Source organism: Streptomyces lincolnensis (genome assembly GCF_021173675.1).
In the GTDB taxonomy this organism is placed as follows: domain Bacteria; phylum Actinomycetota; class Actinomycetes; order Streptomycetales; family Streptomycetaceae; genus Streptomyces; species Streptomyces lincolnensis_B.
Genome location: NZ_JAIHON010000020.1, coordinates 23,042 through 35,020 on the forward strand (window position 1 = coordinate 23,042; position 11,979 = coordinate 35,020).

Consider the following 11,979-nt stretch of genomic DNA (forward strand, 5'->3'; position numbering starts at 1 on the left):
GAGGACTTGTTCGACCTGATCAGCTTCTGAGGCGTAGGCGGAAGGCGTCTCAGTTGTGCTGTCCGGCATCTATGAGTGCGAGGGCGTTGCGGATGCCCTGTTCGAGAAGTTGGTCGGCGAGCTGCCGGTCGGTCAGGGCGCGGGAGAGCTGCAGCGTTCCCGCCATCATGCCGAGGAGGCTGAGTGCCTTCAGGCGCGCGGAGGGCGGATCGTGGGGTGCCAGGCGGGCGGCGAAACCGTCGATGAGGACCAGTGCGCCGTCGGTGTAGGCCTGCCTGGTGGGATCCGTGGAGCGTGCGATCTCGTCGAGCAGGGCGGCGTTGGGACAGCCGTCCGCTACATTGTCGCGCTGGTCGGGGGTGAAGTACCAGCGGATGATCTGTTCGAGCCCGGCGCGGCCGGGCGCCGCCTGCGCGACGATGCCCTCGTGCTGGGCGCGCATCTGGTCGGCAACGGCGGTGGCGACGAGGTGGTCCTTGGAGGAGAAGTAGGCGTACAAGGTGCCGTTGGTCAGACCCGCGTCCTTCATGAGCGTGGCGACGCCGGAGCCGTCGATGCCGTCCTGCTTGAGCCGGCGGCCGGCCGTCGCGATGATCCGCTGCCGTGTCTGCTGCTTGTGGTCTTTCGTGTACCGCACGATGTGTTCCTCCTGGCAGTCGGGGCGTGTGCCCCGGCTGCCGTCGTGGTCGGGTCAGAGTGTCGCGCCTGCGAGGAGAGCCGGGAAGGTTGATCCCGGCACAGCGGTGGCGGAGGGCGAGGAAAGGCCGTTCGCGTTGGTCAGGATGGGCTTGTGGGTGCCGCTGGGAGAGATGACCACGACCCTGTCCGGGGCTGTGTCCGAGGAGGAGCCGTTCTGAGCGGCGAACACGACATCGGAGCAGGGGTCGGATGCGCAGCAGGGTTCCCTTGTTGAAGTCGCTGACCCACAGGGCGCGGTTGTGCCGGCCCGTTGGGGCCGGAGTCCAGAGCGGCGACGTGCTACGGGGTACCGTCCGCACGCAGCTTGTACACGCCGTTGCGGTCCGCCTCGCCCACCTGCCCGGTGACGAGCACCGTGCGCTCCCCGGAGGCGGAGATACGCATCAGCTGTGCGCTCGACGCGCTTCGCCGGGCCGTGTGCCGCTGCATGGATCCTCCTCGGTGATTCAAGGAGTTACTGATCAGTGGACATTCAGGAAGATCGGAGCTGCCGGTGACGGCGTCTGCATCACAGGTGCGCGAAAGGTGAGTGTCAGCTCGGCATCCGGTTGAACCTGCGGACGATGCGGTCGAAGATCCGGGCCGGAAGGACGCGGTGGAACGCGCTGATGGTGGCGGCCGTCGTGCCGGCGGTGCGCCGTAGTTTCGGGTTCCGGTCGGTGGCCGCCGCGACGATGACCTTGGCCACGGTGGCGGGAGCGTCGCCGCCGCTGAGGTTCTTCGCCAGCACCTCGTCGAAGGTCCGCCGTCCCGGCGCGTAGAGCGCCATCGGGGTGTCACCCTGCACGCTGTGGTCCCCGAACGGGGTGTTGATCGGGCCGGGCTCGACGAGCAGGATCCGCACGCCGTGCTCGCGGACCTCGTGGTCCAGCGATCCGGAGTAGCCCTCGACCGCGTGCTTGGTCGAGGTGTAGATGGCCATGAACGGGGTGGGGAGGAACCCGCTGAGGGAAGAGACGTTGATGACGCGTCCGCGCCGTTGACCACGCATGTGCGGCAGAACCGCCTTGGTCATCCGCATGATGCCGTAGACATTGACGTCGAAGACCTCCTGCGTCCGGGCGGCGGAGAACTCCTCGGCGGCGCCGTTGGCGCCGACGCCGGCGTTGTTGACCAGGACGTCGATGCGCCCGAATCGGTCGGTCACCTGCTTGACCACGGAGGCGACCGATTCCTCACTGGTCACGTCGAGGTCGAGGTAGGTCACCCCGGCGAGCGCGGTGACCCGAGCGGCGTTGCGAGCGGTTCCGATCACCTCGAAGCCCGCCGCGGCGAAGGCCCGGGCCGTCTCTTTGCCGACGCCGGATGAGGCACCTGTCACGAGCGCTACGGGCCGAGTTGTCGCCATCACGGGGCTCCCTTGGTTTGTCGTACGAACGTATGTCTTACACTCGTACGACCATAGGGTGGTCATGGGGTCGATGGCAAGCGGTCGCGTCCGGCGATCCGAGAAACGCGGATGGGTTCGTGGAAGATCGCGGCACTTCCCGAGCTGCGCGGTCACTGTGGATGAGGGCGGCGAATGGGATGGCCACGTTCGTGGTGGCCGCCTCGCCGGAGGCCGGGCCGACTTCCGGCTTGCCGGATGGTGACGAAGGTGAAGGCGATCGTTGCGGCGAGCACGAGGGCGCCGACGGTGAACCAGATCGCGTTGGTGCACCCGTGCGCCTGGCCCTCCGGCGGGACCAGCCGCTGCTGGGCCTGTGGTCCTTGATGTACGCGGTCGTGGCCGAGGCGGCGACGGTGTTGAGCAGGGCCGTACCGATCGAGCCGCCCACCGGCTGCCGACCGTCGAGGAGTCGCCCCGGCTTCGGACGCGGCGCGGGTGACGGCGTAGACCGGCGTGAGCGGACCGAGGATGGGCAGGGCGACGCCGGGGATGTCGAGCGGCGCGCGGTTGCGGCTGCCGGACGGCTCACGGATGACCAAGTACGCGCCCGCGGCAGCAATGACCGCGAACGGGATGCTCACGAAGAACGTCCAGCGCCCGTCGAGGCGCTCGGTTAGCAGGCCGCCGAGGATGAAGCCCACGGCGCCGCCGCCGGCGATCGCACCGTAGATGCCGGCCTACGCCCTGGCCTTGGGTGCTCTGCTGCTCTTCGGCGCCGTATCGCGGACTGCTGCGCTTTCCAGCGTCAACGCTGTGGCCGTGAGGCTGACGCTCCTGCGACAGCCGCTCAGGTTCAGGACTCGAGGAACTCAAGCGCCCGGAGCACGAAGTCGTCGTGGTACTGGAAGACACCCCCGTGTCCGGCATCCGGGTAGAGGGGAATGAGTTCGCCGTGGGGCAGGCGGGCGGCCAGGTCGAGGGTGTTCTGGCTGGGTACCATCCGGTCGTTCTCGCCGTTCGCCACCAGGACCGGTTGGCCAATGGCGGACAGGTCCGACGGCGTTTGGCGGCCCCACCGCTTGACGGCCTTCAGCTGGGCGCGGAGCGACGGCAGCGAGATGTCCTTGTCGCGGTCGTGCGTGCGCTCCTTCAGCCGTTCCAGGAAGTCACGTCCGGCCTGCCGTCCGCTTGCGGTGTCGGTGAAGAAGAGGGAGAGCTTGGGGTCCTGACGGGTCAGAGCGCCCTTGAGTGTGGCCTGGATGGTGAGTGCCGGGACCTTGTCGATGCCGTGACCCCCGGCGGGGCCGGTGCCGGCGAGGATGACCTTGCGGACGAGGTCCGGCTCCTCCGCCGCGATGACCTGCGCGACGAAGCCGCCCATCGACAGGCCGAACAGATCGACCTGGTCGAACCCGAGAGCCCGGATGAACAGCACGGCATCGCGGGCCATCGCCTCGATCGTGTCTGGTGTGGAGCCGCTCGAACCGCCCACTCCGCGGTTGTCGAAGGTGATGACCCGACGCCACGCGGCGAGTCCGTCGACGACGTGCGGGTCCCAGTTGTCCAGCACCCCGGCGAGGTGAACCAGGAGGATGAGCGGTACGCCGTCCTCGGGGCCGAGTTCCCGGTAGGCGAAGTCCGCGCCGCGAAGGGACACGGAGCGGGTCGCCGCGTTCTTGTACGAGGCCGTCGAGGGGGAGGGGGAGTTCCGCGGTGTGCTCATGTCCGGTTCCTTTGGCGGCGGGTTTGGGGGGCTTCTCGTGCCGCGGACGGCGGGTGGCGTGTCCGTCCGGTATGTGGGACAGCCCTGATGCTCTGGCAGGGCTGTCCCCTCACGTCATCCGGACGACGCCCTTGCCCGCCTTCGCACGGCCCGCTTCGAGGTACTCCAGCGCTTCTGGGGCCGACTCGAACGGGAAGACGGTGTCGACGACGGGGCGGATCCTGCCGGTCTCGACGAGAGGGGTGAGTTCGCGCAGCTGGTCGCCGCTGGCCTTCATGAACAGGAACGAGTTGGTCACCCTGTGGCGCCGGGCGGCACGTCGGATGCGGAAACTCAGTGCGGACATCGCCGGCCGGATGACGGGACCGGCTCCCAGCTCCCTGGCGAGAGCGGCGTCGGGAGGGCCCGCGACACTGATGACCTTTCCGCCAGGTTTGAGAACTTCCAGGGACTTGTGAAGCGTACGGCCGCCGAGCGAGTCCAGCACGACGTCGTAGTCGTGCAGCACTGTCTCGAACGCCTGCTTCCTGTAGTCGACGACGACGTCCGCGCCCAGGCCCTTCACGTGGTCGACGTTGGCGGTGCTCGCGGCCTGGATCCGTACCGGGACATCGTCCGCACCCACCTCCGGATCCGGCACTTCGCCGACATGCACGCCGGCCTTGTCCCCGTAGCGTTCTACGGTGAGGGCCCTCATCGTCGTCTCCGTATCTCGTCCGCGAGCGGACGGGGTGCTGTGCATCCCGGGCAGCCTATAGCAGTACGTTCATAATTCTAACGTGCTTGACTCGGTGGCGGCAAACGGGAGCTCCGTTTGGTCGGGGCTGCCGTCGTGTGGGCGTTTGATCTGCGGGGGAGGGAGAGAGATCGTCGGGTGCCAGTCGGGCGGCGATGCCGTCGATGACCATCAGTACGCCGTCCGTGTAAAAGGCCCTACTGATCTTTTCGTTCTGTTGTCGTGCCGAGCGAGAGGCATGTTTCGGCGAGGCAGCCCTCGATGAGGTGCCCTCGACCGGATTGAGGTCGGGTGCATAGCTGGCCAGCTGGACGATGGTGAGCCAGTCATGGCCCGCCGCGTACTCACGTAATCGACTGCAGCCGCAAGACCACCTACGCCTACGACAGTCAGGAGCGGTTGTCCTACGCGCTGAAGGCCGACTCGGCCGGCGCCCGCGCGGCGTCCTGGCTGTACTGCTGGGACAAGGCCGGCAACCTCACCGCCCAGGACGGCACCGCCGCCACCTGCCCCACCACGCCCACCTGGACCTACAACGACGCCAGCCGGCTGACCTCGCAGAACGGCTCCACGACCGGCTGGTCCTACGACAAGGCCGGCAACGAGACCGCCGGCGGCCGCACCGCCGCCACCGCGCGGACGACACCGGGTTCGACCTGGTTCCACCACTCCGCGCTGGGGCTGGCGTCTACGACGACGAACGGCGTCGACACCGGCTTCATCCGGGAACCGGCGGGCACGTTGAACTCCATGACGACTGGGGGGGAGTCCTCCTACTACCTCACCGACGCCACCGGCAACCTCCTGGGCTTCCTGGCCGCCCTGGCGCCTTCGCTCGCCGAGGCGATGCGGACGATCCGCGAGAAGGCGTTCGTGATCCTGGGCGGCACCCTGCTGCCGATCGACCGGATCACTGCGAACACCCCGTACTACTCCGGGAAACACAAGCGCCAAGGCATGAACATCCAGGTCCTCACCGATCCGTTCGGACACCTGCTCTGGGCCTCGCCCGCCCTGCCCGGATCGCCCCACGACCTCACTGCTGCCAGGTACCACGGGATCATCGACGCGCTTACCAAGGCGGGCCTGAAGTGCTGGGCGGACAAGGTGTACCAAGGCGCCGGCGGGCCTGTTCGGGTCGCGTTCCGCGGTTGCCGCCTGAAGAGGTGGAAGCGCCGCCACAACACCAGTCACGCCAAGATCCGATGTGCCGGCGAACGGGCCATGGCCACGCTCGAGGGCCGGCGTCTTCTGCGGAAGCTCCGCTGCAGCACCAATCGGATCACCGACGTGTTGAAGGCCGTCCTCGTCCTTCACCACGCGTCGACGTGAGGTTGGAAAACGCTCTGTGTTCCGGCCTACCGGTACCGGCTCGGCTGACCGCCTGCCGGGGCGGGGTGGGAGATGACGCTCCATCTCTCACCCCGCCCCGGCCGTACGGTCAGTCCGCCCGCGGTGCGACGCGCTCGAAGCCGACGCGGTGCAGCTCGCCGGTTTGGTCGGTGATCACGTACAGCTCGCCGGACCGGTCTTCGGCGAACGAGCTGACCTGGGTCGGGAACTGGCCGATCGTGGCGCTGCGGTAGGTGCCGTCGCCGTTCTCGCGCACTGCCCATGCGGTCCCGGAGCACCAGTCGGTCGCTACGTAGGTGCCGAAGGCGAGGCGGGCGTGACGTTGGCCGCGGTAGACGTGTCCGCCGATGACCGAGCAGCCGTCAACGCCGGTCTGGTAGTGGAATATCGGGTCGGTGTAGTTGGCGTCCGGTTCGCAGCGTTCGGCGTTGAACACCGCGGGCCCTTCCTTGCAGGACCAGCCGAAGTTGAGCCCGCCGAGCCCGGCCCTGGTGTGGTTGATCTCTTCGAACGCGCTCTGACCGACGTCGCCCACCCAGAGGGAGCCGTCGAGCTTGTCGAACGAGAACCGCCACGGGTTGCGCAGACCGTAGGCCCAGATCTCCGGCCGAGCCCCGGGCGTGGCGACGAACGGGTTGTTCTTCGGGACGCAGTAGGTGAGCTCGCCGCAGGAGCGACTCACGTCCAGGCGCAGGATCTTGCCGAGCAGCGTGCCGAGGCTCTGCCCGCTTCCTAACGGGTCCCCGCCGCCTCCGCCGTCGCCGAGGCTCCAGTACAGGTAGCCGTCAGGGCCGAACGCGAGCTGGCCGCCGTTGTGGTTGGTGAACTGGGAGTGCTCCTGGGTGAGCAGCACCTGCTCCCGCGCCGGGTCGCCGAGCGGGACCCGGGACAGCGTCAATGCTCCGTCCGGCCGGCTGGTGTAGGCCACGTACACCTGCGATGTCTTGCGGAAGTCGGGCGCCGGGACGATGCCGAGCAGGCCGCGTTCGAAGCCGGTGCTGTTCACCCGGTCGCTGATGTCCAGCACAGGGTCGGCGGCGAGCCCGTCCTTCGGGTGGAAGGCCCGGACCGTTCCGGCTCTCTCGGCGATGAGCATCCGCCCGCTGTGGTCGTGGGCCGCGACCATCGCGACCGGTTGCTTCAGACCGGATGCCACCGGGGTGGTGACCACTGTCAACTGGTCCAGAGGTACACCGTGACCAGAACCGTCCGGCGCTGCGGACGCGGCCGGCACGACCGTGGCGGACAGCAGAGCAGCCATCGTCAACCCGAGGCCTACTCGTCTGAGTCTTGACATTCAAGCTCCTTTGTTGGGGGACTCCGCGACGGCGTCCCGTTGCGTGGGTGTAGCCGATCGAGGTTGAGGTGTGCGCGGGCTTGCTCTCGGGGCGCACACCCACGAGGGGCTTCCGCTTTCTGCGCATGAGGCGGGCCACCGTGCAACTCGCCCTGATGAACGGGCAGTTCAACATAGGAGGTGCGCGGTGGCCTAGTCCCTGTCCGGCCTACTCCGGACAGGGTCAGTCCGGCCATGGTCTTCCAGGCGGCGGTGGTCGCCTGATCGCCCCTATCTGGGGGTCTGGGGAAGTCGGGATCTGGGGGTCCGGGGAAGTCGGGTGATCCGTACGAGGATGTCGGCGACGGCGCTCGCGTCTTGCCGTCGCCGGGCTGCTGTTGACGTTCGCGCCGGCGGCCCTTGAGAGTTCGTCACGCGATCAGCTCGCTCCTGCCGTGCGACGACGCCGATGGGTTCGGCCGGCGCCGTCGTGCTCGGGTCCTTCCGCTCGGTGCGACCCCGGCTGGGTGACGGGGCCCGCGGGGGCCGGTGGTTCAGTTCGTGTGGGTGCCGGCGCTCTGGCGAAGATCTGGACGCCACGGTTCCGTGTCGAGCAGACTCATGCCTGGACGCGGGGGCCGCGGTCCCGCGCCGACGACGATGACGGGCTGTTGAGAGATCGAGGTGAGGGACTGTGGTAACGCGTCGTACGGTGATCAAGGCGGCGGGCGCCGGAACGTTAGCGAGCGGGCTGACCACACAGGCTGCCGGTGCTCCCCGGGCGGTGGAGGCCGACGTACTGGTGGTGGTGGAGAAGGGCAGCCACGCGGTCGGTTTCTACGACGCCGCGTCGGGACAGCGCCTGCAGACCGTCGGGTTGCCCGACTATCCGCATGAGATGGTCGTCGACTCGCGGGGGCGATTCGCCTATGTCGGGCACTATGGAGTGCGCATGTCCTCCGTCGTCGGGGAGGGCGGCGCCGCGGTCTTCGTCATCGACCTCGTCGAGCGGTCCCTGGCCCGGACCATCGACACCCGGCCGTTCAACCGCATCCACGGCATGGGCATCGACCGCCACGACCGGCTGTACGCCCTGAGTGAGGAGAAGGCGGTACTGCTCGGTTTTGACACCCCGTCCACCGACCAGGCACCGACCAGGGCGGTACCCACGCACGGGGTGAAGACCCATCTGTTCACACTCAGCCGGGACGGCGAACGAGCCTACGTCACCGGCCTGTTGTCGCACACGGTGAGCCTTGTGCGCCCCCACGACGCCTCCGTCCCACCGCTCCTGGTGACTCCCGGCCAACTGCCCGAGAGCAGCTGTCTGAGCCGGGACGAGAAGACGCTGTTCGTCGGTGCCCGTAAGAGCTCCTCCCTCGTCGCCATGGACGCGCGCACCATGAAGGTGCGGCGGAGCCGGAAGATTGGCGGAGACCCGCTGCGGGTCTACACCCTCGACGACGAGCGGCTGTTGGTGACGGACATAGTCGCGGGCACCCTCACCGTGTTCACCACCGACCTGCGGCCGCTCCGCTCCCTTCAGTTCGACGGGACCCCAGCCGCCGTGTCACTTCACCCCGGCAGGCCCCTGGCGTACGTCTCCCTGCTGGGCACCAACCGGATCGCCGTCGTCGATCTGGACCGGCTCGCCGTCGTCGGCGGCTTCGGCACCCAAATGGAACCCGACTCCTCGGTGCTGCTGCCCGCCGTCTCCTGAGGCCGATCACTCTGGGTTCGGGACCAACTCGGCAGGCCAGGGATGCAGGTGCTTGAGGTGGTGGACGAGGGTCCAGGGCCACTCGGGGCGGCGTCCCTGTGGCCTCTGCATGATCGTTCTGAGCGAAGAACAGAAATGATCATGCAAGACCACGGGCTCTCCGCATCCAGGGCCGGAACCCCGCAGACCGAACACCGACCGCGACGACACCCTCGCCGCCAGCGTCAGCCACACCGCTCAACCGCGAAGACCCAGTAAGCGCGGGCGCGCTCCTGGACGGCGCCGAGCACGGTGCCCAGATGGGTTACAACTGTCCAGGAAGATCAGCATGTCGCAGTTGCGGAGACGCTCGGTGAGAACGGCGGTCTGGGGCCTTCCTCCCTGCTCGGGAACATCAAGAACGCCGGCGACGGTGTGTGCGACGAGGACGGGATCGGCGAGCCCGGCCAACTCCACCAGCCATACGCCGTCCTGATGCCGTTCGGTCCGCCGGGCTGCCACTTCGAGGGCGAGCCGACTCTTGCCCGCTCCACCGGCTCCGGTCAGCGTGACGAGTCTGGCCTGATCGAGGCGTCCGCCGATCTCCCCGAGTTCCTGGCGGCGGCCCACGAAGGTCGTCAGCGGTGCGGGCAGGTTGTCGGTTCTCCCGGAAGCCGCCATGTCGGACGCTCCAGCCGGGGGCGGTGCCAGCCCCCGTGGGGAGCACAGGGGCGGCCACGGACAGCAGCAATGGAGAGGGGCCGCATTGGGCCGGACCGAGGCTGTCGGGTTGTGGTCCGTCCTCGGTGGGCTGCTGCTGGTCGTGGAACTGGCCGCCTCCTGGCTGGGGACGCTGTCCGTGGAGCGACTCCTGGGCCGGCTGGAGGACCGGTTCGCGCTGCTCACCGGTGGCTGCCGGTCCACGCTGCCGCGCCAGCGCACGCTCTGCGGGATGATCGGGTGGAGCTACGAGCTGTGCGCCCCCTCGGAGCGTCTGCTGTGGGAGCGCCTGTCGGTTTTCTCCGGTTCCTTCACCCTGGATGCCGTCGAGGAGGTGTGTGCGGGTGACGGGTTGCCGACGCATCGGGTGATGGATTTCCTGGATCGACTGGTGGCTCAGTCGGTCGTGCTGATGACGAAGGGCGATGGACCGTGCCGCTACTGCTTGCTGGAGACGATCCGTGAGTGCGGGCGTATGGGAGTTGCCGTGTCCGGTGAGCATTCGCGACTGTCGCGTCGGCACCGGGACTTCTATGTGGGCCGTGCCGAGTGATTCGCTGACAGGTGGTTCGGCGCCGACCAGCAGAACGTCCTGGCCTGGCTGCGCGGCGAACACGTGAATCTGGTGGCGGCACTGGAGTGCCCGAACGCCGATGTCTCTGACGCCGATGACGCCTCCGTCGGTCAGGCCGGGCTGTGACTGGCTGTGGCGCTGCGTTTCCACTGGTGCGCGGACGGCTTCCTGGCCGAAGGGCGCCGGCAGCTCGGCCGGCTGCTCGCCGCTGACTCCCGCCCTGCCCCGGTCCGGGCCCGAGTGCTGTGGTGTGCCGCATGGGTGGCACTGTTGCAGGGCGACTTCACCGGAGCCGAGGAACGGCTCGACGTCGTCCAGGACCTGTGCGGACGGCTTGCCGTTGCGTCCGTCGAGGCCGATGTCCAGGGCCTGCGCGGGACGCTGGCTTCCTTCCGGCGGGAGGCGGGGGTCCTGTATCTGTTTGACGCGGCCCTGGCTATGCACCGGTCGACGGGAGACGGACCGGAACAGCTCTTCTGGCTGTTCCAGAAGGTCATCGTCCAGGTCCGGCTGGGCCATCCCGATGCTTTGGTCACCAGCGAGCGAGCGGTGGAGATCGCGGAGCGGCACGGGGAGCAGCTCTACCGTTCGTACGCCCTGGCCGCGCTGAGCTTCGCGCTCTGGGCCCACGGCGACGAGGAGGGGGCTCTGGCGCGTGCGCGGAGCGCGTTGGAGATCCTTGAGGGTTTCAACGACTACACCGGAACCGTCGTCGATCAGAGCTGTGCGGTTCGCCGGGAGGCCGGGCAGGTTGCGCAGTGCGGTCGGGGAGGCGTGTTCGGCCTGCCAGATCGGCAGGTGTTCGGGGGCGATGATGCTGTTAGCGCAGTGTGCGGGCTGGCAGCGGTCGATGAGCGGGCCGCGGTGGCCGGTGGGGACGACGGCGTCTTCGAGGCACTTGGCGCCGACGGGGTTGTTCTCGTCGAGGGTGCAGTGGTTGAGCTTGCCGAACCGGATCGACAGGCGGGTGCGTTTGAGCAGGCCGTGTTCGACGCGGATGTCGCCGCGCTGGGCTTTCCCGCTGGTCCGGAGCGCTTCGGCTTTCTCGCGGACGGCGGCGAAAGCCTGGCGCATGTGGTCGGCGCCGGGCCCGTATCCGGTGGTCTCGCCGCGGCTGTCGGTGTCGAAGAGGTCCCTCAGACGGTTCAGGCGGCGCTCGTCGATGGCGGTGGTCAACAGGCGGGCCCAGGAGGGGTCGTGGTCCATGTAGCCCTGGGTCGAGCGGTTGGCCAGTGCTCTGGTGGCCGGCGTGTTTGAGCTGCATGCCGACGGCGATCTCGGAGCCGGGGTAGTCGCGGGTGAGCATGGCCATGGTGCGGCGGAACATGTGCGGGGTGACCTTGCCCGGGGGGATCTCGGGGAGCCCCGTGGTGTGGCGGTAGTGGTTGGCGTGGTTGATGAATCGGGTGATGGCGGTCTGGCTGGTGAAGCCGTCGCCCCTGGAGCGCGGGGTGACCGTGGCGAAGGCGAGGGTGTCGTGCATGGACAGGTGCATGGCGGTCTCGATGGCCTTGCCGACCGGGGTGATGATCCACCAGTGAGGGTCGTGCCTGCGGCCTCCAGCCTCCGCAACTGCCCAGCGCGCTTGATCAACTGATGGCAACAGGGCTGCTGGAGGCGTGGCGGGTGTGTCCGGACTCTGGAGACTTGCAGTGGACTGTCGCAAGCGGCACGGGAATCCGCGTTGGGGACCGCGGACGGGAAGCGGCTGGAGAAAACCCGCGTGGGCCGGGTGGCTGTGGATGTGCCACGGCCGGCGCGGCGGGCCAGGCCCTGTGAAGCGCGACTGCGCCGCGTACCACGCCGGCGTGTGGATGGGGGTGCTGGCTTCTGGACCCGCGGCTCCTAGCCACTTGCCTGCCACGGACT

At 68.4% G+C, this 11,979-nt stretch carries 9 protein-coding genes and 4 pseudogenes; 4 read left to right on the forward strand and 9 right to left on the reverse strand.

The annotated features are described in order from the left end of the window. Positions 1 to 49 precede the first annotated feature (49 nt). The 7 genes and pseudogenes from K4B79_RS41960 to K4B79_RS48875 all read right to left on the reverse strand — a co-directional run. On the reverse strand, positions 50 to 640 hold the full coding sequence (locus K4B79_RS41960) for a TetR/AcrR family transcriptional regulator (RefSeq protein WP_232032818.1): 591 nt from the start codon (positions 638 to 640) through the stop codon (positions 50 to 52). A gap of 338 nt (positions 641 to 978) precedes the next feature. Continuing rightward, the gene (locus K4B79_RS41965; RefSeq protein WP_232032705.1) at positions 979 to 1,128 is read right to left on the reverse strand and encodes a hypothetical protein; all 150 of its coding nucleotides are present in this window, start codon (positions 1,126 to 1,128) and stop codon (positions 979 to 981) included. A 103-nt stretch (positions 1,129 to 1,231) separates the two neighbouring features. Beyond that, positions 1,232 to 2,047, reverse strand: a complete 816-nt coding sequence (locus K4B79_RS41970) for an oxidoreductase (RefSeq protein WP_232032706.1) — start codon at positions 2,045 to 2,047, stop codon at positions 1,232 to 1,234. A 461-nt stretch (positions 2,048 to 2,508) separates the two neighbouring features. Next, positions 2,509 to 2,763: pseudogene (locus K4B79_RS48780) on the reverse strand (MFS transporter); the annotation flags it as partial. A 119-nt stretch (positions 2,764 to 2,882) separates the two neighbouring features. Beyond that, positions 2,883 to 3,752, reverse strand: a complete 870-nt coding sequence (locus tag K4B79_RS41980) for an alpha/beta fold hydrolase (protein ID WP_232032707.1) — start codon at positions 3,750 to 3,752, stop codon at positions 2,883 to 2,885. 109 nt (positions 3,753 to 3,861) lie between these two features. After that, positions 3,862 to 4,341: pseudogene (locus K4B79_RS41985) on the reverse strand (zinc-binding dehydrogenase); the annotation flags it as partial. Positions 4,342 to 4,747: 406 nt separating this feature from the next. Continuing rightward, positions 4,748 to 4,840 (reverse strand): annotated as a pseudogene (locus K4B79_RS48875) (transposase); the annotation flags it as partial. Positions 4,841 to 5,301: 461 nt separating this feature from the next. On the opposite strand from K4B79_RS48875, the pseudogene K4B79_RS41995 reads away from it, so the two are divergent. Next, a pseudogene (locus K4B79_RS41995) lies at positions 5,302 to 5,820 on the forward strand (transposase family protein); the annotation flags it as partial. A 109-nt stretch (positions 5,821 to 5,929) separates the two neighbouring features. On the opposite strand, the gene K4B79_RS42000 reads toward K4B79_RS41995, so the two are convergent. Further along, a complete protein-coding gene (locus tag K4B79_RS42000) occupies positions 5,930 to 7,138 on the reverse strand; it encodes a PQQ-dependent sugar dehydrogenase (RefSeq protein ID WP_232032709.1) in 1,209 nt (402 codons plus the stop codon). 673 nt (positions 7,139 to 7,811) lie between these two features. On the opposite strand from K4B79_RS42000, the gene K4B79_RS42005 reads away from it, so the two are divergent. After that, a complete protein-coding gene (locus K4B79_RS42005) occupies positions 7,812 to 8,837 on the forward strand; it encodes a YncE family protein (protein ID WP_232032710.1) in 1,026 nt (341 codons plus the stop codon). A 237-nt stretch (positions 8,838 to 9,074) separates the two neighbouring features. Here K4B79_RS42005 and K4B79_RS42010 read toward each other — a convergent pair whose 3' ends face one another. Then, positions 9,075 to 9,497: a hypothetical protein gene (locus tag K4B79_RS42010; protein WP_232032711.1), complete on the reverse strand. Its 423-nt coding sequence runs from the start codon at positions 9,495 to 9,497 to the stop codon at positions 9,075 to 9,077. An 85-nt stretch (positions 9,498 to 9,582) separates the two neighbouring features. Between K4B79_RS42010 and K4B79_RS42015 the strand changes: the two genes are divergently transcribed. Beyond that, the gene (locus tag K4B79_RS42015) at positions 9,583 to 10,089 is read left to right on the forward strand and encodes an ATP-binding protein (protein WP_232032712.1); all 507 of its coding nucleotides are present in this window, start codon (positions 9,583 to 9,585) and stop codon (positions 10,087 to 10,089) included. Positions 10,090 to 10,371: 282 nt separating this feature from the next. Then, positions 10,372 to 11,367 carry a hypothetical protein gene (locus tag K4B79_RS42020; protein WP_232032713.1) on the forward strand — a complete coding sequence of 332 codons (996 nt, stop codon included), beginning with the start codon at positions 10,372 to 10,374 and terminating at the stop codon, positions 11,365 to 11,367. Positions 11,368 to 11,979: the final 612 nt, after the last annotated feature.

What these genes read in the sequence shown, in the direction of transcription:
- K4B79_RS42000 (WP_232032709.1), bottom strand. Translation starts at nt 7,138, where the DNA reads ATGTCAAGACTCAGACGAGTAGGCCTCGGGTTGACGATGGCTGCTCTG.
- K4B79_RS42010 (WP_232032711.1), bottom strand. Translation starts at nt 9,497, where the DNA reads ATGGCGGCTTCCGGGAGAACCGACAACCTGCCCGCACCGCTGACGACC.
- K4B79_RS41965 (WP_232032705.1), bottom strand. Translation starts at nt 1,128, where the DNA reads ATGCAGCGGCACACGGCCCGGCGAAGCGCGTCGAGCGCACAGCTGATG.
- K4B79_RS41970 (WP_232032706.1), bottom strand. Translation starts at nt 2,047, where the DNA reads ATGGCGACAACTCGGCCCGTAGCGCTCGTGACAGGTGCCTCATCCGGC.
- K4B79_RS41980 (WP_232032707.1), bottom strand. Translation starts at nt 3,752, where the DNA reads ATGAGCACACCGCGGAACTCCCCCTCCCCCTCGACGGCCTCGTACAAG.